Origin of the sequence: Kurthia senegalensis, from assembly GCF_000285595.1 — a bacterium.
Classification (GTDB): domain Bacteria; phylum Bacillota; class Bacilli; order Bacillales_A; family Planococcaceae; genus Kurthia; species Kurthia senegalensis.
This window is the reverse complement of record NZ_HE611066.1, coordinates 202,237-227,376: the sequence shown is the minus strand read 5'-3', so window position 1 is coordinate 227,376 and position 25,140 is coordinate 202,237. Positions and strand designations below refer to the sequence as shown.

General features: G+C 37.4%; 24 protein-coding genes, 2 pseudogenes and 1 riboswitch. Of the genes and pseudogenes, 18 read left to right on the top strand and 8 right to left on the bottom strand.

Features of this window, described 5'->3' with window-relative positions; all coding sequences use genetic code 11:
- The first annotated feature begins 98 nt into the window (after positions 1–98).
- Positions 99–392 carry a hypothetical protein gene (locus KSHG_RS08495; RefSeq protein WP_010304583.1) on the top strand — a complete coding sequence of 98 codons (294 nt, stop codon included), beginning with the start codon at positions 99–101 and terminating at the stop codon, positions 390–392.
- Positions 393–432: 40 nt separating this feature from the next.
- On the opposite strand, the gene KSHG_RS08490 is transcribed toward KSHG_RS08495, so the two are convergent.
- Positions 433–852: a hypothetical protein gene (locus tag KSHG_RS08490; protein ID WP_010304582.1), complete on the bottom strand. Its 420-nt coding sequence runs from the start codon at positions 850–852 to the stop codon at positions 433–435.
- Between the two features lie 283 nt (positions 853–1,135).
- On the opposite strand from KSHG_RS08490, the pseudogene KSHG_RS17490 reads away from it, so the two are divergent.
- Both KSHG_RS17490 and KSHG_RS17485 read left to right on the top strand, forming a co-directional pair.
- Positions 1,136–1,886: pseudogene (locus tag KSHG_RS17490) on the top strand (histidine phosphatase family protein).
- Positions 1,865–2,254 (top strand): tetratricopeptide repeat protein, encoded by a 390-nt coding sequence (locus KSHG_RS17485; protein ID WP_010304575.1) that lies wholly within the window; start codon positions 1,865–1,867, stop codon positions 2,252–2,254. Before KSHG_RS17490 ends, KSHG_RS17485 begins: the two are co-directional and overlap by 22 nt.
- Positions 2,255–2,422: 168 nt before the next feature.
- On the opposite strand, the gene KSHG_RS08475 is transcribed toward KSHG_RS17485, so the two are convergent.
- Positions 2,423–3,856, bottom strand: a complete 1,434-nt coding sequence (locus tag KSHG_RS08475) for a primase C-terminal domain-containing protein (protein WP_010304572.1) — start codon at positions 3,854–3,856, stop codon at positions 2,423–2,425.
- 1,015 nt (positions 3,857–4,871) lie between these two features.
- On the opposite strand from KSHG_RS08475, the gene KSHG_RS08470 reads away from it, so the two are divergent.
- The 4 genes from KSHG_RS08470 to KSHG_RS17480 all read left to right on the top strand — a co-directional run bounded on the left by KSHG_RS08470 (position 4,872) and on the right by KSHG_RS17480 (position 8,937).
- Positions 4,872–5,264 (top strand): hypothetical protein, encoded by a 393-nt coding sequence (locus tag KSHG_RS08470; RefSeq protein ID WP_210432975.1) that lies wholly within the window; start codon positions 4,872–4,874, stop codon positions 5,262–5,264.
- Positions 5,265–5,377: 113 nt separating this feature from the next.
- Positions 5,378–6,739, top strand: coding sequence for a transcriptional regulator (locus tag KSHG_RS08465; protein ID WP_010304565.1), 1,362 nt, complete (start codon positions 5,378–5,380; stop codon positions 6,737–6,739).
- 115 nt (positions 6,740–6,854) lie between these two features.
- Positions 6,855–7,355: a GrpB family protein gene (locus tag KSHG_RS08460; RefSeq protein ID WP_010304562.1), complete on the top strand. Its 501-nt coding sequence runs from the start codon at positions 6,855–6,857 to the stop codon at positions 7,353–7,355.
- A gap of 1,354 nt (positions 7,356–8,709) precedes the next feature.
- The gene (locus tag KSHG_RS17480) at positions 8,710–8,937 is read left to right on the top strand and encodes a hypothetical protein (RefSeq protein WP_010304559.1); all 228 of its coding nucleotides are present in this window, start codon (positions 8,710–8,712) and stop codon (positions 8,935–8,937) included.
- A 107-nt stretch (positions 8,938–9,044) separates the two neighbouring features.
- On the opposite strand, the gene KSHG_RS08450 is transcribed toward KSHG_RS17480, so the two are convergent.
- On the bottom strand, positions 9,045–9,605 hold the full coding sequence (locus tag KSHG_RS08450; RefSeq protein WP_010304556.1) for a GNAT family N-acetyltransferase: 561 nt from the start codon (positions 9,603–9,605) through the stop codon (positions 9,045–9,047).
- 643 nt (positions 9,606–10,248) lie between these two features.
- Here KSHG_RS08450 and KSHG_RS08445 point away from each other — a divergent pair.
- On the top strand, positions 10,249–11,070 hold the full coding sequence (locus KSHG_RS08445; RefSeq protein WP_010304554.1) for a ParA family protein: 822 nt from the start codon (positions 10,249–10,251) through the stop codon (positions 11,068–11,070).
- 2 nt (positions 11,071–11,072) lie between these two features.
- Entirely contained in the window at positions 11,073–11,360 is a 288-nt protein-coding gene (locus KSHG_RS08440) for a DUF5388 domain-containing protein (protein WP_010304551.1), read from the top strand.
- Between the two features lie 100 nt (positions 11,361–11,460).
- On the opposite strand, the gene KSHG_RS08435 is transcribed toward KSHG_RS08440, so the two are convergent.
- Both KSHG_RS08435 and KSHG_RS08430 read right to left on the bottom strand, forming a co-directional pair.
- On the bottom strand, positions 11,461–12,036 hold the full coding sequence (locus KSHG_RS08435) for a hypothetical protein (protein WP_010304548.1): 576 nt from the start codon (positions 12,034–12,036) through the stop codon (positions 11,461–11,463).
- Between the two features lie 291 nt (positions 12,037–12,327).
- On the bottom strand, positions 12,328–14,592 hold the full coding sequence (locus KSHG_RS08430; RefSeq protein ID WP_010304544.1) for a right-handed parallel beta-helix repeat-containing protein: 2,265 nt from the start codon (positions 14,590–14,592) through the stop codon (positions 12,328–12,330).
- 333 nt (positions 14,593–14,925) lie between these two features.
- On the opposite strand from KSHG_RS08430, the gene fabG reads away from it, so the two are divergent.
- On the top strand, positions 14,926–15,654 hold the full coding sequence (fabG, locus tag KSHG_RS08425) for a 3-oxoacyl-ACP reductase FabG (RefSeq protein ID WP_010304541.1): 729 nt from the start codon (positions 14,926–14,928) through the stop codon (positions 15,652–15,654).
- 458 nt (positions 15,655–16,112) lie between these two features.
- Here fabG and KSHG_RS08415 read toward each other — a convergent pair whose 3' ends face one another.
- Complete coding sequence (locus tag KSHG_RS08415) at positions 16,113–16,358, bottom strand: hypothetical protein (protein WP_010304539.1); 246 nt, start codon at positions 16,356–16,358, stop codon at positions 16,113–16,115.
- A 151-nt stretch (positions 16,359–16,509) separates the two neighbouring features.
- Between KSHG_RS08415 and KSHG_RS08410 the strand changes: the two genes are divergently transcribed.
- Positions 16,510–16,770 (top strand): metal-sensitive transcriptional regulator, encoded by a 261-nt coding sequence (locus KSHG_RS08410; protein WP_010304537.1) that lies wholly within the window; start codon positions 16,510–16,512, stop codon positions 16,768–16,770.
- A 257-nt stretch (positions 16,771–17,027) separates the two neighbouring features.
- On the opposite strand, the pseudogene KSHG_RS16530 reads toward KSHG_RS08410, so the two are convergent.
- Positions 17,028–17,660, bottom strand: a pseudogene (locus KSHG_RS16530) (LysE family translocator).
- 598 nt (positions 17,661–18,258) lie between these two features.
- On the opposite strand from KSHG_RS16530, the gene KSHG_RS08395 reads away from it, so the two are divergent.
- Together KSHG_RS08395 and KSHG_RS08390 are read left to right on the top strand one after the other, a co-directional pair.
- Complete coding sequence (locus KSHG_RS08395; protein WP_010304535.1) at positions 18,259–19,065, top strand: fumarylacetoacetate hydrolase family protein; 807 nt, start codon at positions 18,259–18,261, stop codon at positions 19,063–19,065.
- Between the two features lie 329 nt (positions 19,066–19,394).
- On the top strand, positions 19,395–19,862 hold the full coding sequence (locus tag KSHG_RS08390; protein ID WP_010304533.1) for a GNAT family N-acetyltransferase: 468 nt from the start codon (positions 19,395–19,397) through the stop codon (positions 19,860–19,862).
- 308 nt (positions 19,863–20,170) lie between these two features.
- Here KSHG_RS08390 and KSHG_RS08385 read toward each other — a convergent pair whose 3' ends face one another.
- Positions 20,171–21,085, bottom strand: coding sequence for a DMT family transporter (locus tag KSHG_RS08385; RefSeq protein WP_010304531.1), 915 nt, complete (start codon positions 21,083–21,085; stop codon positions 20,171–20,173).
- A gap of 117 nt (positions 21,086–21,202) precedes the next feature.
- On the opposite strand from KSHG_RS08385, the gene KSHG_RS08380 reads away from it, so the two are divergent.
- The 5 genes from KSHG_RS08380 to KSHG_RS08360 all read left to right on the top strand — a co-directional run bounded on the left by KSHG_RS08380 (position 21,203) and on the right by KSHG_RS08360 (position 24,899).
- Complete coding sequence (locus KSHG_RS08380) at positions 21,203–22,075, top strand: LysR family transcriptional regulator (protein WP_010304530.1); 873 nt, start codon at positions 21,203–21,205, stop codon at positions 22,073–22,075.
- A gap of 27 nt (positions 22,076–22,102) precedes the next feature.
- Positions 22,103–22,209: riboswitch (TPP riboswitch) on the top strand.
- Positions 22,210–22,346: 137 nt separating this feature from the next.
- Complete coding sequence (gene thiM, locus KSHG_RS08375; RefSeq protein WP_010304528.1) at positions 22,347–23,111, top strand: hydroxyethylthiazole kinase; 765 nt, start codon at positions 22,347–22,349, stop codon at positions 23,109–23,111.
- A complete protein-coding gene (gene thiD / locus KSHG_RS08370; protein ID WP_010304526.1) occupies positions 23,099–23,920 on the top strand; it encodes a bifunctional hydroxymethylpyrimidine kinase/phosphomethylpyrimidine kinase in 822 nt (273 codons plus the stop codon). The genes thiM and thiD overlap by 13 nt, the downstream gene beginning before the upstream one ends.
- Positions 23,910–24,533 (top strand): thiamine phosphate synthase, encoded by a 624-nt coding sequence (gene thiE / locus KSHG_RS08365; protein WP_010304524.1) that lies wholly within the window; start codon positions 23,910–23,912, stop codon positions 24,531–24,533. Before thiD ends, thiE begins: the two co-directional genes overlap by 11 nt.
- 165 nt (positions 24,534–24,698) lie before the next feature.
- Positions 24,699–24,899, top strand: coding sequence for a YwbE family protein (locus KSHG_RS08360; protein WP_010304522.1), 201 nt, complete (start codon positions 24,699–24,701; stop codon positions 24,897–24,899).
- Positions 24,900–25,140: the final 241 nt, after the last annotated feature.

Genomic DNA, 25,140 nt, shown 5'->3' with positions numbered 1-25,140 from the left:
TCATCCGATTATGTTCGTTTTTTTATTCCCGCATAGGTTTTAGCTTTCCCTCTTTCGTCTACTTAGTAAGTAACACATCTTTTTAGGAGGTGAACGTTTTGCACATACAACTTTCTAACGGAACACTCGTCACGTGTAACGATGCGTTCCTAACGATTGAGAAAAAGCAAGAACACCCCTCTTCTCAATCCGCGTTGACGCTCATTAGCCTATCCTCAATTACGGGGATGATTGTCGATACAGACTACGTATTTTTATGTGTAGAAGGCTTTCCACGACCGTATGATTTCAAACACGCAAACGTCGTCGCCATTAAACAAAATCCCTCTTGCATCGTCGGAAATGCCTATGAAATCATGGAGCTGTACAATCAAATAAAAGCTCGATTGTAAATAAAAAAAGCTCAAATAATTTGAGCTTTTTACATTTCTACTAGTATAGTATGTAAAAGTCCATATCATATTTCCCTTGAGATATCGTCAATTCAATCGTCCCGTAACTTTCTTCTTTGCCAAGCGTATACGTTTTATTGTTTTTCACTCTCTCTTCAAAAACGATTTCACCCTTCGCATCTTTCACCGTTACGACAGCTTTATTGAATAGGCTTAACCCTTCCACTTCAAACTGCATATCCTTTTCAATGTAAAACGGACGTACTTCTTTCTTCGGTTTACCGACAATCCATCCATCTAATGAATAAAAGTCGAGTGATGGTGTTTGATCATCCTCTAAAGTGTCTGAATGAGAATGAGAACTTTCCGCCACTGTCACTTTCTCTGCGTGCGCGGTGAAACGAATTGTGACGACAGCTGCAATCACAACAATCAAAAGAATCAGTGCTACTTTCTTCAAAAAATCCCCTTTTCATATTATAAATATTCAAACTACTCATCCTAAAATATCATACTTTATTTAATTTTTAGATGTTTTTTTGCTTGGATTATTAAAAAAATGACATAAAGCGCTCGTATTATACGATATTCCGTCCTTTTATTATCATTTGTCATACTTCTTTCTCAATTATATTTAAAATCCATATCGTATTATTTTTTTGTGGTAAAATGAAAAAATATAATAGATTTTTCTTATTAAAGGAAAATTTACAATAAGTACACCATTTTTAGGAGGAATTGCGTTGGATCTATATTTTATTAGACACGGCGAAACAGATTGGAATAAACATAAACGCTTACAAGGTCATCAAGACGTTCCTTTAAACGATAAAGGATTAGCACAGGCGAAAATGCTAGCCATTTATTTAAAAAAGAAAAATTGACCGTGTTATTTCAAGTCCCCTACAACGAGCGAAAACAACAGCCGATACGATTGCTGCTTCATTGCAACTCCCTGTCACCGTAGATCCTCTTTTAATTGAAAGAAGTTTCGGAGAAGCAGAAGGTATGACTTTTGAACAATATAGTACACGCTACCCGGATGGCAACTATCCTCAAATGGAAAAGAAATCAACTATCCAAGCCCGTTGTATTCAACTAATCGAAAGCTTTTCTACATATAAAGAAAAGAAAATGGTTATTGTTAGTCACGGAGAATTAATTAATCATATTTTAGATATTTTATCTCAAGGAACGATTAAAAACCAAAAACTAAATAATGGCAGCATTAGCCATATTAAATTAAAAAATGATCAGTGGAAAATTATTAGTTATAACCAATCCCCCGCTGACTTACTTCATGAACATATTGAAAATGAATGTGCAGAGAATACGTATTTTGATGAATTTGATTATTTACGTGAGAAATTCATTGACCCAAAACAAGCAAAAATGCATATTATCATTTCAAAAAATTTATACACGAAATCCTCTAAAAAATTAAATTCCAATATGGATTATTTTTATCAAAATTGTATCGTATATACGGTTTAGAAGATGCTTCTTACTTCCCACTGGCAAAAGATATGTTAACGAAATGTTTACACTATGCACAATCAATCAATGAACAAGAAGCAATCATTGAAACATATGTTGAACTCGGTGAACTGTATAAAAATATGAGAAACTATAACAATGCACTTAACTATTTTGCAGAAGCACTTGATCTAAGTACACAACATTATAAAGATAAAGTATATCAACAATTTGGTAAATGTTATTTAGAATGTGGCAATCTCAATCAAGCTGAAAACTATTTCTATCGTGCACTAGACATACGAAAAGAAACTGGAAACTTAGCTCAAATCAAAGAAACACAAAATGCTATAAACATGCTAAGTAAACAACTCGTTCAACAATAATACCGAGAAAGCTCACATGATTTGTGGGCTTTTTGTTTACTCATTTACAAGTAAACATGTATGCATTTAAACACATAAACATTTATACATGCATATAAAATAATTTGTTACACAATAAACAAAGAATACAACCACTAGGATATAGATATGTTAAGGCACTGTGGACCATTAACTACTATTCCATACACTCGGTATGTAGAGAGGTTGTTGTTGTTCAAATAATTGTTGCAATTGGATAGTGGCTTCATTTTGTTCGCAGTATGTTAGTTCTTCTATGCAAGCAGTATAAAATAAGTGTTTGTTATTTTTTTGGTGTAGTAGTAGTGTCATCATTTCTTTTAATACGAGTTGACGTGTTGAAAAACCCGTCATTGCTTGGCGTCCTTTACCGAACGTTTTGCAAATGATGGTGTGAGATTGTTTTATAAGTTTATTTAAAGAGCTTTTAGGAATACCGAGTTGTTTACATAGTGTACGTTGACTAAGCCAAACGTAGCCATCTTGACGGTCACTTTGCTCAATAAATTGAATAATGTCTTGTTCCCATTCTGTTAAATGGCTACGTGTACGATCTGCACGTTCTTTTTTATGTTTGTACCAGCCAATATACGTAATAGTGGCAGTCTCATTCGTATAAGCTTCTGTTAGTTGTTGAATGTATGTACGTTCTGGACCGTTGTAACGGCCGCTGTAAGCTGAATTGATGATCGTTGTGACTTCTTGCTTCGCTAAAGGCTCATAAAGACGCTCATTGTAGCGCTGAAGCAACTGTTCGGCATCTCCATAACTATATTTATCCGCATAGCAGCATAAAGCGAGCGTAAAGATCATATTGTTACGACCGAGTGTCCCCTTCGTTCCATGAACATTTTGCGTTGCTAAAAGTGCTTTAAACCATTTTTGATTCGTTAAACATTGTTTCCCTTGTACGACGTGTAGTTCTGGCTTATGTTCATCTTCAAAGCGTTCTGAAAAGTGAATCAAGCTCTCGATGCTATACGTTTGTTCTAAATCAAGCCACACTGTATTTTCTCGTGTGGGCATACGGAAAAAACCGAAATCATTGCAAAACAAATCAGCGCCGACTGATTGCAAACTTCTTTTCAGTGAGCGAGCGATTTTTTTTGCAACTTTCAAGCCGACACGTGCCTTATTCATATACATCGGAGACGTTAATAAAAAATATAATTGATAACCGCGCGTCGAACGTAAGAGCAACGTCGGTGTGCCGATCGAGTTGTCGAGACATGCGATTAAAATGTCTTGAGGAGAATAGTCTAGCGTATCAATATCTACGACGAACGCATTGATTTGCATTAACGCATGTTCTTCAAACCCTTTTACATATTCTTTATACCCATTCGTATAGCGGAATGTTGCGTATGGATTCGGCGTAATATGACTAAATTCAGAATAGCTTTCTAACAGCTGTTCCATCGACACGATAATTTTCCCTCGTACACCATAAGGCGTTTGCAAATCAGCTTTTTCTTTCACCGCAAACAATCCGCCTGATCTTATATTCACGGCATTCGCATATTTATTCGATTTTACGCTATGTTGGAATAGCTTATGCAAAAACATTTCTACGGGAAAAGACATCATTCTCCCTCCTCTCTCGGCTTTTTTGTTAGTATACGAGATAAAAAAGGTGCTATTTCATTCAGAAACAATTTTGAGATTGCTTCTAAACGCTGTTATATCAGTGGATAGAGCGATTTTTGAAAGAAGGATTCTTCGTCAAACTATGCAGCATACTACCGCTAAAATGAGATTGTGAGATTTAAATAAAATTTCATTTTGCTCTTTAAAGATTGATATAAAAGGATTTTGAGAAAAATGACGCGATTTTATTGGGTACATCCAACCGCTAAAATCAATTTATTGGGTAGATGCAACAGCACAATCTTTTTTCTTGAATAGGAATTTTTTAGGAGAATATAGTCATTTTCATGCGAAATAAGGTGATTTATCGGGTACATACTACAAAAAAATATTTTTCTCATACATTTGTTCGATGTACCCAATAAAATGAGATTTTTGAGAACGGTATATTAAGGTTCTTGCGACTCAAAAATGAATACAATTTAATTTATTGGGTACATACAACACAAAAAGTGAGATACATATTTAATTTTGAGATTCTTTATAAAAGCTTATATAACAGTATTTATAACCACCTTGAAATTTCATTATTGAGTAGATACAACCGCTAAAATGAGATTTTTATGTACGTATTGGGTAGATACAACCGCTATTTATTGGGTAGATGCATCAAAAATATGAGATTTTATAGAGTAAATAAAAAATGAAATGATTTATTGTGTACATAAGGCACAAAATTGATATTTATTAGATTCCTTGATTTAACAACGTTTCTCATCCTTTATATAGCAACAAATGGAAAAAAGTTTCCGTTATTATTTGATTACGAAAAAAATATCGGGTACATCCGACATTAAAATGAGATTTTTGGTGTTATGTGCACGATAATCGTGTAAGAAGTGATTTATCGGGTATATCGACACATTGGGTACGTCGGGCAAAAAAATGAGATTATAAGATTTTACGTGGAAGTTTTGATATACTTTTGTTAGATGAGATTGGAAGAAAGGTGTTGAGTCACCCAATGGATTATTCGGCGATGCTCGATAATATGTATTTAACGAAAGAATTACAAGCACTTGCGATTTGTGAAGCGGTACAACCTCTGTACATTAATGAATTTGAAGAAGTAGCTGAATGGACATCGGACGTTATGATGATGCAGCAGGACAAGGAGTATGTCCCTTCTGCTAGTTTCCAAAAGCTTTTAACATTCGTACAAATTATTATGCTCGACAATCGCGCATTCCGAAAAATTGATTTACGTGAAAAATTAGCTGACGAAACGCAGCGTAATTTATTAGATCAAGTGATGCGCCCTATTTTGCAAAAGGCAAAAAAAGCGGAAAAACCGAAGCAACCTGTCGTAAAAGAAAAAAACAAACGAAACCAAAAAAGAAAATAGAAGAACCAGTCATCGTTGAACCATTAGTAGAAGAGCCGAAGCAAGATGACACGGCGACGATCGACACGATCATTATTGAGAAAAAAGACATCGATGCTGATGACGCAGAACAAATGACACTGGAATTTAGTGACGTGGGCACGGAGCAAGTTATCGACGAAATTATGTCGAACGAATATTTAATTACGAATGCAAGTACGAGTTACCAAGTTCTGCGAGACCTCGTAACGAAAAAAGACTTTGAAGAGAATGAAGACGGGGATTTACAAAAGGAAATTTTAGTCGACGGTGTGAAGCAAGGAACAGCCGAAATTCGAACGGATGAAGAAATTCAACGACTTCCTGCTGATACGATTGAGAAGCAACGCATTTGGTTTTCTTTGCTAGAATCAACGAATTCAGCGTTAGATGAACTGTCGGCAGACTTATTCGACCTCATCGCGTTCTCTTGGATGAAGCAACCGAAAAATGAGTATGGCTACATTCACTTTGATAGTGACCAAGCATTGCGCTTAAAATTTGAAGATCCATATGCTAAATCATTCCGCGTTCGAGAAAAAGAACGTTTTGATATTATGCAGCGCGTGGCGACATTGTCGTCTGTTTGGATTGCGATGGACAACGACGACTTTATCGTCATCAATCCGGAGTCGGAAGACATTGACCGTGAAAACTATGAATTTGCTGATTTCCATCCGCTATTCCAAATCGGTTCAATCGAAATGGCATACGATAAAAAGACGAAAAAGGCGAAGGGGATTTATTCGGTAACGATTAAGCCGTCGCCATTAATTGATCGATTGCTTATTCATAACGATACGGCATTCGCTTATTTGGATTACAAGGTGTTTCAATACAACTACTATAAACATCGCCAGCATAAACGCCTCGTTCGCTATTTAAATGCCGAATGGAAAAACCGCCGCGATTCAGAAGCATCGACATTCACGGTAGAAAAACTAATTGATATTATGGATTTTGGTAAGGGGAGCGTGCACGGCAGCCGTTTGCGTGAAAGATTTGAACGTGTACTAGATGATTTATTATCAGATGATGTTATCAAATCGTGGACGTACACGACACCTTTTGATGAAAGTGAAACGACGAAACGATTATGGTACGTCAAAGTGTGGGAACAACTCGAAATCTCGATCACACCACCAGATCAGCTCATTATCGAAAACAAACGAATCGAAGAGTTACGTCTCGCATCCAAAGTAATCGACTTGCCACACAAAGAAGCTGAGCAAACACCGGAAGAGTTACAACTCACGATTATGGAAAAAGTTGCGTTCATTATCGAAGAACGTGAACTTACCATTAAAATGGCAGCAGCAGAAGCTGGCATTTCTTATAGCACGTTGCATCGTTATTTGAAAAACCCACCGAAAAAGATTTCAACGAAAAACCGTAAGCCACTCGAGGCGTATTGTGAAAAATGGTACCCACTTATTCAGATGGCACAAAATCAGTAAATATGTAAACAAATTTATTTGTAAGCGAAAGGGAGTCATGAAACAAAATATGGCTCTTTTTTTGTAAACATTAACATGTAATAATGTTTACAAATATACGAAAGGAGTAGAGAATATGACTGTATATTTACACCCACCTACGAAAGAGTGGGCGAAACAATTTGAACGACAAAAAGCATTACTCAAAAAACACTGTCCTTCTTTTATCGAAATCGAACATATTGGTAGTACGAGTATCGGAACGATTTATGCGAAACCAATTATTGATATAGGCACAGCAATCGAAAAAGGGACGACTTTATCTCCAGCTGACTACGATGCACTTCAAAAGATCGGGTACGTATTTCATCCACATGCTTCAACGAGAGATCGCTCTTTTTTTAAAAAAGAGTACGACCATCAAGTGGTTCATTTACACGTTATGGAACTGGGCGAGTCGGAGTGGCAAAGTAAATTACTCTTTCGAGACAAGTTAAGAAACAATGAACGACTTGCGAAACAATACGAGCAGCTAAAAATGAAGCTTGCCAAAGAGCATGATCGCCCAGCTTATACGGAAGCAAAAGGCCCCTTTATCGAGCAATGTTTAAAAAATAAGAAATATCGCAACATGTAAAAATGTTTACAAATAAACAACCATTCTAAAACGAACACTATATAATAGAAGAAACTCAAAATAATGAACTATAGAAAACGGTAAATGTGTTTACAAGTAAACGGATTACTACAATGAAAATCAGTTCGACTACGGCTTCTATGCGACGAGCAGCAGAAGTTTTTTCATGTGTTCAAAGAATGTGGGCTTGAACATTTTAGTATGTAAAATGTGAATAAGGGATAGTGGGAATATCAAACAAAAAGATCCGTAGTTTAGTTAGCGAATTAGAGATCGTTTCGGGCAAACGATTCACTCAGGAATAACGACTATATCAATAGAAGAAACTCAAAATAATGAGCTATAGAAATCTGTAAATATGTTTACAAGTAAACGGATTACTACAATGAAAATCAGTTCGACTACGGTTTCTATGCGACGAGCAGCAGAAGCTTTTTCATGTGCTCAAAGAATGTGGGCTTGAACATTTTAGTATGTAAAATGTGAATAAGGGGTAGGGGAAATATCGAGCAAAAAGATCCGTAGTTTAGTTAGCGAATTAGAGATCGTTTCGGGTAAACGATTCGCTCAGGAATAACGACTATATAGAATAACGACTATATAATAGAAGAAACTCAAAATAATGAACTATAGAAAACGGTAAATGTGTTTACAAGTAAACGAATTACTACAATGAAAATCAGTTCGACTACAGCTTCTATGCGATGAGCAGCAGAAGCTTTTTAAATAGGTACACCAAGTTATGGTGAAATGTTTTGATTACGTGATTGTTACTTAACGAAATATAGGAGTTATAAACGGATGCTCTCTTCCTAAAAAAATAGGTGTAAGTGTAAAACTGTTTACAAATAAACTTTTCTTTTTAAATTTGAAATAACAAATAATAAAGGAATTAATTGAATAGGCAGTAGTGCAATTACAAAATAAAAGATTTCGTTTCATTCGACTTAGCGAGAAGTATACGAGAATAGGACGATACGTATTTTACCTTGAATGAGGTATGTGAGATGGGAAGACGTTTCTCCAGTTTTATCGCTTGTTGCATAATGATCGTTGCAGCAAAGTTTATTTTACTAGAAAATAAATTGTAAAGATGTATATATGTAAACAAAAAAATGTAAACAACGAGTTTGTTTTCACTAATATAATTGTGCGGAAATGCATTTAAAGAATAAGTTTATATGTAAAAATGTAAACAAAAAGGACGTATAGTGAATCAAGCATCGGAACTGACCTAAAAATCTGAGACAACATAAAAAGAAAAAGACACTTTCAAAAGTATCAAATCTTTGGAAGTGTTTTTTGATGGAAAAAAATATTCATACGAAACAAAAATGAAAGTGATAAAGATGAAATGATGAACGTATGTGGAATTAAAAATGACAGTCAGCTTTATCAATGGGTGAAGTCGTATGAAAACAGGGAGTTACATCGTTTACAACAACCAATAGGTAAACAATATCGGATCGGAAAAGGAAAGTTTGAAGAAGAATTAATTGAAACGTTCCATGCCATGCCCCAGGAAAGCGTCCGTCACATTTGGCTTAAAAGAAGCATCTTTTTCACTGTTTCATTTTCGTAGGTCAGTTCCATCTATGCAAGTGAGATGTTTTTATGTAGCGATTCGTAAAATAAAGTAAATATATTTAATGTAAACAAGATAACATTTTTACAAAAGAAAAAGACTTTTTATAAGAAGTCTTCTTTCGTTATGGCATATATTTTTAAATCATGAAATTGTTCATCTACAAAAAGACTACTTCGTGCAACGCCTTCAAATTGCATACCGATCTTCTCCATGACGCGAGAAGAACCGATATTTTGTACGAGGCAACGAGCTGGAATTCTTTGCAAGGACATGTGATGAAAACCAAAATCGAGTAAGGCTTTTGCAGCTTCTGTGACGATTCCGTTCCCCCAATGAGATTTTGAAAGAACATAGCCAATTTCTGCACTGTGCTGTGCCACGTTCCATGATACGAAATCAATCGTTCCGATGAGTGTATTAGAATGCTTTTCTGTGATTCCCCAAGGAGCGAGTTTCCCTAAATCATACTGACTCAAAACAAATCTTAAATATGCTTTAGAATCTTCGACACTTTTATGTACAGGCCACGTCACATACTTTGCCACTTCTGGGTCTGAAGCATATGTAAATAAATCAGCGAGATCTGCTTCACGTAATTTTCGTAAAGTAAGATGTTCTGTTTCGAGCGTAGGGAGTTCCGTAAAAATGTCTTCAATGCCCATAAACAATCTCCTCTCGTACTAAATATTTTTATGATTATAGCATAAAAAAGCCAATAAATGGGTATTAAATCAAGTATATTTGTAAAAATGTAAACAAAAATCAATGAAATACGTATAAGAATGACATCGTTTTACATGCTACTCGCGATACAAAAAGCATACATACACTTTACTTCATCATTTGAGATGCGATACAAGTACAAATATTCATACAGCATGAAGTTACAAAATGACATCGTAAAATCTAAATGAAGCATTTTGTAGCGAGCTTGAGAGAGGTGACGGAATGCGACTAGAAAAAGCATCGATTCAATTTGTTTGAAACGAAATATTTTTGCCCCGAATACCTCGTATAGATCCGTTTTCTTCTTCCCCTTAATCGAAAGGATACTTTAGACGACAAGAAGGCTTTAGAAAGGTATTTGTTGTTAGTACTACGCTAGTTTCGGTATATAGAGCGCAGCATTTTAACTAGAAGAAAAACCTTCTCCCTCTCTTTTAATAGAAATAAAACGTATAAAATGTTTCATGTGAAACAGTCACATATTATTTGTAATCATGTAAACATATTTACTATTTTATTTGTTTATATATAACGTGAATTGTTGTATAATGAAGGTAATGAGAAAAGGGAGGGTTTTTTGTGACGAGAACCATTACATTTGCCAACTTTAAAGGTGGTACAGGAAAAACAACAAATGCTGTACTATTCGCTTATACGCTTGCAAGAAAAGGCTATCGCGTTTTGCTGATCGATAAAGATCCACAAGCAAATGCTACGACCTTTTTATTAAAAACGTATTTACAAGATCACGAAGAACCGCCGGCTTTTGACCGCTACATGTTAGATGGTGTAAAAGCAGGGAATTTAAAATCTACGATTGTTTCTATTCGTGAAAACTTAGACTTAATTCCGAATACACCAACATTCCATTTGTATCCAAAATTTTTACAAAAAAAATTCCCCGGCATGAGCATGCAAGCCGAGCGCGATCGTATTTTTTACTTCAATGAATTAATCGATCCGCTACGTGCAGATTATGATTTTATTTTAATTGATGTACCCCCAACGATTTCAGATATTACGGATGCAGCACTTGCCGCAACCGATTACGTATTACTCGTATTGCAAACGCAAGAATCATCGCTTGATGGGGCGGAAGTTTTCGTCAGCTATTTACAAGAATTGATTGATGACGGCAAAGCGAATTTAGACATTGTCGGAATACTGCCGGTTATTTTAAAAGCAGACTCTCGCGTAGAACAAGCGACGATGCAAAATGCAGAAGCTATTTTCGGGAAAGAAAACTTATTTGAAAATCACGTTAAAACAATGGAGCGTATTAAACGCTTTAGTTCGGTCGGTATTTCGAATGATGATCAGCACGATCATAAAGTTCATAATTTATACGATGCAATTATCCAAGAATTTATGGAGCGTATTGCAGAACTTGAGGAGGAATAACGATGGCAAAAAAATCATTACTGCGTCATGATAGCGCATTACCTAACCACTTACGTTACAACAAAGAAGAAGTAACGGACGAAATTCGTTCAGTTAAAGCAACACCACAAAAAGCAGCGATGCTACGTGTAGATGAGCATACGAAAATTAAAGTTTCGAACTTAGTTAAAGTGTGTGAGTTTAAAAGTGCGAATGAATTAATTAATGAAATGATTGAAACCTACATGGATTCACTTGATGATACGCAACGTGCAGACGTTGAAGTGATGAACCGTATTTTAAACAAGTAATTATGTTTACGTGTAAACAATACATAAAAGCCCTTAATCGAAACGATACTCGATTAAGGGCTTTTGTTTTCTAAGTAAAAAAGTTTACAAATAAACATGTTTATAACTTTCCGCACGTTACACAGCGACGATCTTCATCGCCTGCACCGTATAAGCGTAGTTCTTTTTCAATGCCACAGCTTTCACACGTACCGACTTTCATTTGTGGGAGAATTCCTTGTTTTGCAAGAGGAGCCCATTCGTTTACGTACATTTCATAACTCATACCGTAATCAATTAATACGAGTTTCCCTTTATTATTTAAGGCATAGTTGCTGCTATCGAAAATATCGACACATTGATACGTTTCTTTTAAAAATACAATCGCTTGGCGTAAATTATCTGTTACACGTGGATCAGATTCGAAATCGATGCTATACGTACCGAATGTTTTCGGTACAGGGCGAAAATACGGTTGTACACAGACTTCATCATCTACATAAAGAATAGGGGCTACATTTTCGTGCAGTCCTTGTTCGTACAGTGCCGCATAAGCTTTTGTTTCATAGTCACTTTGTTTTTTGCCAAGTTCATGCAAAAAAGTTTTGATGACAAACTGTCCGTGGCGATCGACTTTCCGTGTAGAACCAAGTCCGATAAATTGAGAAGATGATTTTTTCGTTAATTGTTGAAGCATGAGCCATCACTCCTTTAGTTTCATTTATTGAAACTATTATATAACAGTTGAAATTAAAAATAAAGTGTTATATAACGAAAAATAAAAGAAAATAGCGAATAAACGCGATAAAAAGACGTATTTCGAGATAAAAATGTTTATTAAGCGTATCGGATACGTATAGCTGTACTATTACAGAAAAAACTACCACTTCTATGTTCTATATTCCGAACAAAGAAGTGATAGTTTTTATTTTACGTATATTTGTAAACAAGTTTATTTGTTAATAAAATAACAAGTTATCATTTTTACTTATATACTACGTTTGCGATACATCATGTAACCATCGCGTGATAGTGTAGAATCATCTAAAATAAATGCACCGCGTTCTTCAGCTACACGCGGTTGCAGCTTACTATTCGTTAAGACTACTTGCGAGTTATTTTCTAAATAAAATTCGTTTGTCGCATGGTTTGCAAAGAGACTATTTGTAAACGTAAGTTGGCTATCTTTACAGTGAAGACCGTAATCACCACCATTTAAAAAGCGACAGTTTGAGCCGATGAGAACACTATTTGAAATATCGACTGTATGATTTTTATGGTCTAATGCTTCGACGTTTGATGCTGTAATGTTCGAGCGGTTTTGTAAAACGATCGCTTTGTCACCGGAAGTGAATGAGACATTCGTAAATTGACCAGTCGTCAGCGTCGCTTCAAACTGATTCGTTTTGTTATCGCTAAAAAGAACATCATTTAACGAAATGGAGCCACTTGCGCATTGAAGACCGACCGTTTTATTTTTAAAGAAGTTACTGTTTGCAATCGAGCTAGTTGAGCCATGAAGGTCAGCACCAGTCCCATTTCTTTCAAATTTAACGTGGTCTAAAGAAAGCGTACAATATTCACTCTTCAAGCCGTGTGCCGCATTTCTTGCTAAATAGCTGTCAGCTAACATTAAATGACCATTTTCTTGTGTCCAAATGGCTGCTTTTTGTGAGTGTTCAACACGGAATTGAGAGAGGGTAACGTTGCTATTGAAGCTATGCAAACCAACATTACCTCCATCAATTCGTACATTTTTACCGCTTAATTTACTGTAGTCGACCGTAATGTTTGTACCGGTATTATTTTGGAAGAAAACATTTAAAAAGCTACCGTGTGAGTCATCTTCAATATGAACGGCTGCTTGCTCAATATTCGTAAATAGCGTATTGCGTACTTCAAATTGACTCGTTTGGAAAAGAAGAGCAGGCGCTTCACTTTGTTGAATGGCAAACGTCAATTGATCCATGCTCGTTTGGCTTTCTGTAATCGAAACAGCGATGTGACCGCTTCGCTCAAATTGACAGTCGAGTAAATTTAAACGCGTATGGTCGATTGCTATAATATGAGATTCTTTTGCTAATGTAAAATGACTATGTTGGATCGTTGCTTCCACGCTGTTTTCGAGTTTTAACGTATTTGCAAACTCTGGTTGGAAGTGACATTCGTCGATATCGGTTTTGCCACCATTCACTGTAACAACGGTATCGTAGAACGAGGCAAATGTACAGTTTGTCAGCGTTAATGTTGAGTCTTGTTCACTTAAAATGCTACGATTTGCACCGTTATAAAAACGGCATGAGCGCAGCGTCGTTTGGCAATTTAATAAGTGAAGCTGCGGTTGCTCTTTATTCGTATGATGGTGGAATTTTGTTTGTTCAAAGTGTACGATGCTGTCGTTTGCAAAAATAGCACTTGCTTCGCCAAATGAAAATTCATTGTCTGTCGCATTAATTGTAGACAATTTTTCTAATATTAGTTGTGTTTGTTTCGTTTGTGTAAATGTATTATTCGTCAATGCACCATGACTGTTCGTAAGATGAAGATGTGTTTGAGCTTTTTGGAAGAAGTTATTTAATAATGTCGCATTCGCATCAATTAACGTCAGCTGTGTTTTGGCATGCTCATTGACGTGGCAACGATTCATTTCGATTGTGCTGCCCGTCGAATGAATCGCTTCGACACTTTGCTCTAAGCGAGTATTGACCATCGATAGTTTTCCTTGGTTTAAGGAAATATGACGTGAAAGCTGTTTCGTAAACGTACTATTAGAAACGGTAATAGTACAATTTTCTGCTGAAATGGCTTCATTATTTTCTTCAAATGTACAGTCCGTCAGTGTGATGTGGCTATCATTTGCTTTTAGATAGCTACTCGAAATTTTCGTATTATAGGCGAAAAAATTACAGTTCGTGAAATGGAGATGGCTGTCGACTGTTTGGATTGTGGCATTGTCAGGAATAGCTCTAAAACTACAATTAATGAAACGAACATTCGCTTCTTTGAATTCGATGTAACTTGAAAATTGAATGTTTTCGAAAATGACTTCGACTTCAGGAACGATCGCGACATCTTTTAAAAAGGTCACATTGCCATCGCCGACAATTGTCATCGAATGACGAATGACGAGTATTTCGTCGTATGCACCACTTTTTATTTGCACTTCGTCATTTTCTTTCGCTTTTTCAAGGGCATCATAAATAGATATGTACGCATCTTGTATTGGATTTTTGGATACGGGTAAAATTTGCATGAAAATGCCTCCTTTACGACTAAGTTAACGTGTATAAATGTAATGATGTTAACTAGTAAACATTTATACAAGTTTATTTTTTTACATATTAGGAAATAAGTATCGTGTTCCTACAACTATACCCATATTATACTATTTCAAAAAGTAAAATATAATAGATTATAATAAATCTGTTGCTATGTATGCAAAATTCGCGATTAATCGTGAAAATTCTGCTTTTTGAAAAAAATGGATAGTAGGAAACGGTTGTTTGATATGATTATTACATATTTTAGGAAAAATTGGATATTTAAACACTTTCTAAAATATACATTTCTTTAAGGAGGGTTTTACATGCGTTTAAATGACAAAGTAGCTATTATTACAGGTGCTGCCAATGGTATTGGGGAAGCAGCAGCGAAAAAATTTGTTGCTGAAGGAGCAAAAGTCATCGTCGCAGATTTTGATGAGGCGGGTGCGAAAGTAGCAGAAGAACTTGGGGATGCTGCTCGCTTTTTCAAAGTGAATGTGGGAGATGAAAAAAATGCACAAGAACTTGCACAGTTTGCGATTGATCAATTTGGGACGATTGATATTTTAGTAAACAACGCAGGGATTACGAGAGATGCGATGCTACAAAAAATGACGGGTGATCAATTTGATCAAGTAATTAACGTCAATTTAAAAGGCGTCTTCAACTGTACACAAGCTGTGTATCCAACATTAAAAGAGAAAAAATCAGGACGTATTATTAATACGTCATCTGTTAGTGGTATTTACGGCAATGTTGGACAAACGAATTATGCGGCATCGAAAGCGGCTGTCGTTGGCATGACAAAAACATGGGCGAAAGAATTCGGGCGTAACGGTGTCACTGTGAATGCGGTAGCGCCAGGTTTTATTAAAACGGCAATGGTTGCAGCGATGCCAGAAAAGATTATTGAACAAATGGAAAAAACGATTAGCTTACAATCACTAGGAAATGCTGAAGATATTGCCAATGCATATGCCTTCTTAGCTTCTGATGAAGCGAAATATATTACAGGCCACGTCTTGCACGTTGATGGCGGCATTATGATGTAAGTTTATATAAAAAGTAGATTGCTTCGGCAATCTACTTTTTTTGTGAAAATAAATGTTTGAAAAAAATAAAAATGGGCAAAAGAAAAATCAATAGAAGTGTCATGACAGCCAGCATAAATATTGAATGGAGGGATTTCTCATGTACGGTCAATTCGTTAAAAAATCGGCAATGTTTTATTTTTAGAAGTAGATGGACAGTCTGTTATTTGTAAAATAGAAGGATCAACTGAGGAAATGCTTCAAAGAATAGCGTTAGAAGGAATTGAAATTGCGCCAATTGAAAGACAATTAATAGGGCATCCACCACCTATTTTACAACAAGAACTTCTCGTATTGCCTGATGTGTATCAATAGTTTATTTGTTTAAATGATAACAAGTATAAATGTTTACAAATAAACAAAAAACACGGTTAAGGAGCATGCACTCTTTGGCCGTGTTTATTTTTTGAAAAATGATTTTACGCATAATAAAGCAATAAAGATTTTACAAAAATGCCTGCGATTGAGCAAACGAAAATGGCGATGGCAATATAGCCCGTACGCCAAAGGAAACGCATGCGTTCTTCGCTTTCTTCTAAAAGTTCTTGTTGCTGTTCTTCCGTCAATTCGTCAATAGACAACGCCGGTTGCTCGGCAAATAAATATGAAAATAAGCCAATCATGAAAAAAGCACTAATAAAGGCGATAATACCAAGAAGATACATAGTCGCACCTCCATCTTATTTATTGTAAAAATATGATTCCTTTAAACTATATTGTAAACGAAAAGGGCCCAAAACAAAACTGTTATTTGACTTATACACCTAGGGGTATTATGATGAGCGAAGATAAATGAAATGAGGAGGATGGACGTATATGGAATATGATGTGAAGGCGATGAACCGTTTGAAACGAATTGACGGTCAATTGCGCGGTGTACTAAGAATGATGGATGAAGGCAAAGATTGCAAAGATGTCATTACACAATTAAGTGCCATCCGTTCAGGTGTGGATCGGACGATTGGTGTCATTGTTGCAGATAATCTTGTCGAGTGTTTAAAAGAAAATGAAGGCAATGATGAAAAAATGAATGCAGTCGTTGAAGAAGCAATTAATTTAGTCGTCAAAAGTCGATAATATAAAATACGTAAAAAAGCTTCCTTCTTCTTTTTGAAGGAAGCTTTTTTTGTGCGTATTAATCGAGGCTTCAGCCAGTAGTGGGCGCTGCTTCAATAATAATTGATGTTTAATTTCAACAAATCGAATGAGTTTTAATTTGTAAACAAATTAACAAGTATAAATGTTTTCTTGTAAAATAATATACTTTTTTACAATGTACATACGAAAAACCTACGATGAACGATTCGTAAACTGTTCATCGTGGATTCTGTTTGTTAGAAATAATATTTGACGTCGAGAATAAATTCATAAATAAAATAGCAAGCAAAGCCGAAAAGTAAAATGCCAGTGATGATGGACGTCCATTTGATCATCGAGCGGTTCATTACTTTACGTGTGAGAGAAACGAGCGTTAATAAACCGATGTCATGTAATAAAATACCTGTTAAAATGCCGAGTGAGACAATTGAAAATTACGTTTCATTTGAACCAGAATAGGAATTCGCAAGAACCGTACCGAATACAGATACCCAAAAAACGAGATTGCCGGGAGATACAGCGACTAAAATGCCGTTTTTATACGTTGAGAAAAATGATTTGGACACTTTTTCGCCAGCTAACGTAATGTCATGGTCGGCATTTTTAATCGAATCGTACGCAAGCATGAATAAAAATACAGCGCCGATAATTCAAAGGGGCATTTGTACGTATGGTAATGCTAAATATTTCGCTAAGCCTAAATACAAAGCTGCGATGAGTATAATATCAATGGTCATAACACCAATGCCGACAGCCCAGCCGTGCATGAAGCCATTTTTTAAACCTTGTTTCGTCATTTCAACGGTAATGGCTCCTACTGGCATAGTAATAGCGAGACCAATCATGACGTACGCAAAATAAATACTCACCGAAAAACCTACTTTCATTTGTAAGAATAGTAATAATTATTAGTTTATATTAATTTTTATTCAATCTCAACACAATGTAAAGCAGTGGAATTCATATACAATACGCGATAAAAAAACATCTTCCGAAAGATTTTTTCGGAAGATGTGTTGTTTTATTTTGTTAGTTCGAATTCATAAAAGTAAATGTCGGTTGAGATTGAGGAAATCTTTATTAACCGTATACGTTCTTTTAAACTGAAGTAGTACCTCATACTATTATTTGCGATTTATGAGAAAGTAGTAAAAAATACAATGATAAAAAAACGTGTGAAAAGACGTAAAAATAATTTATTTTCAATGGATGGACGATATTGGATAGAAAAATCCTAATCATTTTAACACGTCGTATAAAGACGATAATAAGACGAAAAATGTCCCACATAAAATAGGCTTAAACGTTGATATAAAGCGAATGAAAAACATTGACAATATTTGTGACACTATGTAATATCAACTCTTGTAGCTCACTCATTACGCAACGTCTAAAATGATGACGTAAATAGTTGTAGTAAGTAGTTAGTATTCAATATTCAATATAAATAGAGGGGTTGATAAAATCATGCAGACAGCACAAAATCTGCCACAGACACAAATGATCGTTCGTTATCAGCACCCAAACAACGAAGTGTATTATGGCGTTGTAGAAGGCGATGAAATTAAGCAATTATCGAATGATTTCTCTGAAATTGCACAAGATAAATTAACATTTGATGGAACGACGGTGAAATACGAAAACGTTCATATTTTAGCACCCGTTATTCCGTCTAAAATTATTAACTTCGGTTGGACGTACGCAGCACATGCTGATGAGACGGGCGGCGAAGCGAATTTAAAAGAACCATTTTTATTTTTAAAACCAACGACATCCCTCGTTCCGAATGATGGGGATATCATATTACCACCGACGGATTTAACGAATCAAGTCGAACTTGAAGGTGAACTAGCGCTCGTAATCGGCAAGCGCGGTAAAAATATAAAAGAAGAAGATGCGATGGATTACGTGTATGGCTGTACGATTTTTAACGATGTCACAGCGCGTGATTTAACCGTTCGCGATCCACAATTTACACGTGCCAAAGGATTTGATACGTTCGGTCCACTCGGTCCTTGTATCGTAAAAGGTTTGGACCCGACAAATGTAAGAATCGTTACGACGTTAAATGGCGAAGTTGTACAAGATGGCAATACGAATCAAATGTCATTCTCGATGCCATTTTTAATTAGTTGGATCTCACAAGTGATGACGTTAGAACCTGGTGATATTTTAGCAACCGGTTCTCCTGCAGGTAGTTGCCCGATGAAATCAGGCGATACGGTCGTCGTTGAAATTGAGCATATCGGAAAGCTACGTAATTTTGTTAAATAATGAGCTTTACATGAGCATGTCTTTACCGGACATGCTTTTTTCTTTGGAACATCGTTTTTTTCAAGATTACTAGATAAGGAATTTTTGATAGAAGTATAGAAATGTTTTTGGAAGTGGATGCTTCGACTTTTGCGACACGAGTGCAAGCGAAAAAAATGAGATGAAGCCATGCCCGTAAATATAATTGGATGTAATGATTTATAATATAGAAAGTAGTTTTTTAGTAGGGAAAATTATGAATTTTTGAGAAAAAAGTTATTTTTTATATGTGATATTGTATAATCATTTTATAATTAGCATTTTTATCCAAATGAAAAGGGTGATAGCCAATGGAGATGAAAGAAGTGCATCAAGTGGAAGATGCTTTATCGGTTATTCGTCATGCATTTGAGCGCTATAGGTTCGATGAGCAGCCTTCTTCTGCTTTAAATGAAACCGTACAGTCGATTCAACTGGAACGCCGTAATGGTATGAAATTGTACGGGATTTGGGAGCAAAATGAGTGGCTCGGCGTCGTAAAATATGTGTCCCGTCATGATTTGATGTATTTTTCGAGATTGTCTGTATTGCCTGATCACCAAGGGAAAGGCGTTGCGACATCTCTTGTTCGCTTCATTGAGCGACAAGCAATTCGAGAAGGTTTGTCACGCTCACAATGCAGCGTACGGAAAAGGGAGACGAAAAATATTTGTCTCTATGCGAAGCTTGGTTACGTCGTTATAGATGAGTCGCGTGTTTTAAATGCAAATGGGCTTGAAATTGAGACGTTAACGATGGAAAAACAATTAGTAAAATAAAGTATACATAGTTTGATGTGTGCGAATATTGCTCGTTATCGTCGATTATTTCTCAGGAAATAATAGGGGGACGACAGTTATTTTTAAATGGATGTATAGGAGTGGAATGACTAGCATCTCATGATTTTTAGCAGTATACTAATAACGTAGCTCACGGATTAGCACTTTGTTTAACGTGACCGTAATATAAAATCGTTTTCTAATGCGTCTTGGAAAACAGTATGTGAGGAAAAAGTCGATTATTCGGTTTAAACTCTATTAAAAAAACGACCTTTTGCTTTGGCAAAAAGTCGTTTTTTTCGTATGCTTTATTTTTTAACGAGGTCGAGTCGCTTCATTAAATGGAATTGACGGAAGTCGAGTTTTGAAATGACGACGCCAAAGAGCATGAAGCTTGCACCAACATACGCTTGTGTTGAAAGGACTTCGTGTAAGAAAAGAAGTGAGAATAGCACCGTGAATACAGGTTCAAGCGAGAAAATTAACCCTGTTCGAATCGGTGTCGTATATTGTTGTGCGATCGTTTGTCCGATGAATCCGCACGCGCTACATAAAATGCCAAGTGCTAAAATAGCGAGCCACGATGATGTCGTTTGCGGAAGCTGTGGTGTTTCGAAAAGAAAAGAAAATACCGTCGCAAATACCGCTGTATAACCGAGCTGCCAAATGCCGAGTACGAGTGCATCCACTTTAGAAGCGACACGGTCTGTTACGAGTATGTAAATCGCATACAGTAGTGCTCCTAAAATGATGAGTAAGTCGCCCATATGGATTCCGAAACCGTGTGTCATCGTCATAAGACAAATGCCGACGAATGATAAAAAAACGCCGATTAAGACGTGTCGTTGCAATCTTTTTTTGTAAATAAGTGCGACGAGTAATGGAACGAATACGACAGCTAAACTAAATAAAAAGCCGGCATTCGATGCGGAAGTCGATTGTACACCAATCGTGACGACTGCGAGTGCCGCGAATAAAATGATACCGAGAAGCGCGCTATGTTTTAATACGAGCCACGTCGTTTTTCGCATACGTTTGTAAAAGACGAGTGACGCAAGTAGAAAGGCAATGCCGAAACGGAGGGCGATTAAATTGTACGCCCCCATGTCCGTTAAGCCGATTTTTATAAATAAATAAGAAGCACCCCAAAATAATGTGACGACGAGCATGATGAGATCGCCGCGTAGTTGCAAGTTCGAAGTCCCTATTTTCGATTCATGCATATGATCACCAACCCTTTTAAACGGAATTAAAATTAATTATAATGGGTAAAGATACATAAGAAAAATGAATGTTTTTAACGAAATACATGAAAAAAATTCACGTAAGGAGAAATGAACATGTCTCTAGCAAAATTTGAAATAATTCATGCAATTGTAGACGAAGGGAATTTTGCGAAAGCTGGCGAAAAGCTTGGTTTGACGCAATCTGCAGTGAGTCATGCGGTCGCTAGTTTGGAAAAAGAATACGGTTTTTCACTACTGACGAGAGGAAGAACGGGCATTCATTTGACGACGAATGGAGAACGTCTTCTCGGTTATATGACAGCGATGCTTAAATTGCAAAAAGAGTTACAGCAAGAAGTCGCAAACATTAATGGACTGCTCGTCGGTGAAGTGCGAATCGGAACGTTTTCGAGCGTATCGTCTCAGTGGCTGCCGGAGTTGCTGCAGCAATTTACTGAGCTGTATCCGGACATCGACATTCAGTTGTACGAAGGAGACTATGATGACATCGAAGCGTGGATTGCAACGGGCTATGTAGACTTTGGTTTCGTGTCATTGCCGACGTCGTATCAGTTTGACGTGATTCCGCTGAAAAAAGATCGCATGGTATGTTTCACAGAACAACATCACCCGTTTACAAAAAAAGAATCGGTGACGTGGGCGGACATTAAAGAGCAGCCGTTTATTCGTGCGAAAAAAGGGAGCGATAATGATTTGCGCCGCATTTTAAAAAAGCAGCAAGTTATTCCGAACGTTCGCTTTGAACTTGCGGATGACCAGGCGATTTTTTCGATGGTATCGCACGGCATGGGGATTAGCGTGTTGTCGGAACTTGCTTTGTACCGACTGCCTGAAAATATTCGTATCATTAAATTGGAACCCGAAGAGTACCGGACAATCGGAATTGCCGCTCAATCATTTAAGACAATCGCACCGGCAACGAAAAAGTTCATTGATTTTTTACGCGCATACGTTGCAAAAAAATAACAATCTGTTATGATAGACACAATTACAAGCAACCACAGGAGGGGCCGACTGAATCGGCTGAGATTGTGCATGAATGCACTGACTCTTTGAACCTGTAAGTTAGTACTTACGTAGGGATGTGGATAGAAACCGACTTCTAAGTGATGTCAGGCTCTGTCCTGATGTCACTTTTTTTTATTCTATTCTTTCTCTCGTTTCAAGAAGTACGTCTGCGTCTTTTCTGAAAGTTAGTGAAGACTGTAAAATCGACTAAAGGAAGAAGGAACGAAAGATGAGTTTTCAATGTATTCAACAGCGACAACCGCTCGTACTTTGTTTAACGAATAGCGTTGCCGCCAATTTCACAGCGAATGGGTTACTGGCAGTTGGCGCATCGCCGTTAATGTCAGAAGAAAAGCAAGAAATGGAAGAACTCGTGGCGATTGCTGATGCGGTGTTACTCAATATCGGTACGATTCACGAAGCAACGAAAGAAGCGATGCACGTAGCGGGACGTGCTGCGAATGAACGTAGTATTCCCGTCATTTTAGATCCGGTCGGAATCGGTGCATCTACGTATCGTTTACGTGCTGTCGAAGAACTTTTGCAAACGGTTCGCATTCAATGTATTCGTTGTAATGCAGGAGAGCTTGCGGTTCTCGCAGGGGAGCAGTGGGAGACGAAAGGTGTCGACAGTGGCAACGGGGAAATGGCGGTAGCGACGATTGCCCAAAAGGTAGCACAAACTTACGGGACCATCGTTTTCGTGACGGGTGCATCGGACATCGTGACAGATGGTACGTCCGTCATTGAAATACGAGGTGGCGACGCACGTATGACGAAAGTGACCGCAACAGGGTGTTTATTAAGTGCCCTAACAGCCGCTGTTTGTGCGACGGAAAATAATACGTTACAAGGACTAGCACAAATGGCGGAGCAATACAAAGCGGCAGCAACGCTTGCTTGTCAACAAGGCGGACAAGTCGGAACGATTCAATATGCCTTTTTAAATGCACTTCAACAAATGGCGGAGGAGGTCATCGTATGGAAATCGTAATGACCATTGCAGGAACAGATTCAGGTGGCGGAGCAGGTATTCAAGCCGATTTGAAAACATTTCAAGAGTTAAAGGTGTTCGGAACGTCTGTTGTAACGGCGGTTACCGCACAAAATACACAAGGTGTCGCAAGTATTCAAGCGATGACTCCTGACTTTGTGGCGAAACAAATGACGACGGTATTATCTGATTTACGCGTGGATGTCGTGAAAACAGGTATGTTATTTTCACCGGATATTATTGAAGCCGTCGCAACAACGCTTGCTGAAAATCCACTGCCGCTCGTTATTGACCCTGTCATGATTGCAAAAGGCGGTGCGACGTTACTTCAACAAGAAGCGGTTACGGCATTAAAGGATAAATTACTGCCATTAGCAACCGTCATTACACCGAATGTGCCGGAAGCTGAAATTTTAAGCGGTATAGCAATCGAATCGGAATCGGATCAACTAGAAGCGGCACATCGTTTACTACAATCGGGCGTTCAGTACGTCATTATGAAAGGCGGGCATATGGACGGAGACATGGCAGTTGATGCGGTATATAGTGCGACGGGCGAACGCTTTACCGTACGTAGCCCACGCATTGCGACGACGGAAACACACGGTACAGGCTGTACGTTTTCCGCCGCACTTACTGCCTTTTTAGCACGTGGCTTTACGATGAAAGAGGCGGTTACAGAAGCGAAGCGATTCGTTCATGCGGCGATTAGTCATCCGCTTCATATCGGACATGGACACGGGCCGACGAATCATTTTGCCTATAATGAATTAATCGCACGGCAGGAGGTCATTTGCAGTGAAGCGTAAACAACTGGCAGTTTATTTTATTATGGGATCGGAAAATGTGACAGAGAAAGAGCCTCTTGTATTGTTAGAAGAAGCGTTGCAAGGGGGCATTACGATGTTTCAATTCCGAGAAAAGGGCGAGCATGCAAGAAAAGGCGAAGCGTACGTACAATTTGCGAAAGCGTGCCAAGCGCTTTGTCAGCGATATGACGTTCCTTTTATCGTCAACGATGACGTAGCACTCGCTTTAAAAATTGGCGCAGACGGCATCCATATCGGGCAAGACGATGAAGCTGTTTTGGATGTGAAAAAACGAATCGGCTCGATGCTTCTTGGCGTGTCCACACATACGATGGACGATGTAGCCGAAGCGGTAGCGAACGGGGCAGACTACGTCGGGATCGGACCGATTTTTGCGACGACGTCAAAAGACGATGCGAAAGCACCTGCAGGTACGGATTTTCTACATCGTGTTGCGACAGCTTATCCGGCACTGCCGATTGTTGCAATTGGGGGGATTACAGAAGAAAATGCCGATCAAACGACTCGGGCAGGAGCAGACGGCGTGGCTGTCATTTCAACGATTTGCAGAAGTACAAACGTACGAGAAACGATTCAGCATTTGCAACGATAAATGAAAAAAGCTCAAGTAAATTGCTGATTTGCTCGTTTTTTAATCGTAAATTTTCGTTTATAAATTAATTATCTTATGTATAAATAGAAGTTTTGCAATTTGTATGTACACATTTACTTGAATTTATTTTTCATGATAAAATATGGAATGAAAGGCAGTGATTCTATGGATGGAAAACAACGTAAAGATGTTTATAGTGGGTTAAAGGTAGACATCGTCTTGAAAAAAGACCAACGTACAGGAAAGACAACGCAAGGAATCGTCAAAGATTTACTAACGAATAGCAGCAGTCATCCGCATGGAATTAAAGTGCGTTTAATAGATGGTCAAATCGGGCGTGTATGTAAAACATATCCAGAGAACTAACGAATCGAATACGTTAGCCTTTTAGTGAAATCCCGTTTATACGAATATGACACATATTTTAACGATTGCTGAAGCGGCATACCGGTGGCTCGTAACCGAAAACTTGATTAAAACGAGATGGCGTTTGAAAAATTCAAGTGAAGACAAATTAGATGCGTGACGCTATTTAGAATCAATTGGCTATATAAAATATTTTAAAGCATTTGAAAAACGGAATGCAAAAGCAGCACGTGAGACATGG

Coding starts and splice junctions, on each gene's coding strand:
- KSHG_RS08475 (WP_010304572.1), bottom strand. CDS start 3,856: ATGTCTTTTCCCGTAGAAATGTTTTTGCATAAGCTATTCCAACATAGC.
- KSHG_RS08465 (WP_010304565.1), top strand. CDS start 5,378: ATGACACTGGAATTTAGTGACGTGGGCACGGAGCAAGTTATCGACGAA.
- KSHG_RS08460 (WP_010304562.1), top strand. CDS start 6,855: ATGACTGTATATTTACACCCACCTACGAAAGAGTGGGCGAAACAATTT.
- KSHG_RS17480 (WP_010304559.1), top strand. CDS start 8,710: ATGATGAACGTATGTGGAATTAAAAATGACAGTCAGCTTTATCAATGG.
- KSHG_RS08450 (WP_010304556.1), bottom strand. CDS start 9,605: ATGGGCATTGAAGACATTTTTACGGAACTCCCTACGCTCGAAACAGAA.
- KSHG_RS08440 (WP_010304551.1), top strand. CDS start 11,073: ATGGCAAAAAAATCATTACTGCGTCATGATAGCGCATTACCTAACCAC.
- KSHG_RS08435 (WP_010304548.1), bottom strand. CDS start 12,036: ATGCTTCAACAATTAACGAAAAAATCATCTTCTCAATTTATCGGACTT.
- KSHG_RS08430 (WP_010304544.1), bottom strand. CDS start 14,592: ATGCAAATTTTACCCGTATCCAAAAATCCAATACAAGATGCGTACATA.
- fabG (WP_010304541.1), top strand. CDS start 14,926: ATGCGTTTAAATGACAAAGTAGCTATTATTACAGGTGCTGCCAATGGT.
- KSHG_RS08415 (WP_010304539.1), bottom strand. CDS start 16,358: ATGTATCTTCTTGGTATTATCGCCTTTATTAGTGCTTTTTTCATGATT.
- KSHG_RS08410 (WP_010304537.1), top strand. CDS start 16,510: ATGGAATATGATGTGAAGGCGATGAACCGTTTGAAACGAATTGACGGT.
- KSHG_RS08395 (WP_010304535.1), top strand. CDS start 18,259: ATGCAGACAGCACAAAATCTGCCACAGACACAAATGATCGTTCGTTAT.
- KSHG_RS08390 (WP_010304533.1), top strand. CDS start 19,395: ATGGAGATGAAAGAAGTGCATCAAGTGGAAGATGCTTTATCGGTTATT.
- KSHG_RS08385 (WP_010304531.1), bottom strand. CDS start 21,085: ATGCATGAATCGAAAATAGGGACTTCGAACTTGCAACTACGCGGCGAT.
- KSHG_RS08380 (WP_010304530.1), top strand. CDS start 21,203: ATGTCTCTAGCAAAATTTGAAATAATTCATGCAATTGTAGACGAAGGG.
- thiM (WP_010304528.1), top strand. CDS start 22,347: ATGAGTTTTCAATGTATTCAACAGCGACAACCGCTCGTACTTTGTTTA.
- thiD (WP_010304526.1), top strand. CDS start 23,099: ATGGAAATCGTAATGACCATTGCAGGAACAGATTCAGGTGGCGGAGCA.
- KSHG_RS08360 (WP_010304522.1), top strand. CDS start 24,699: ATGGATGGAAAACAACGTAAAGATGTTTATAGTGGGTTAAAGGTAGAC.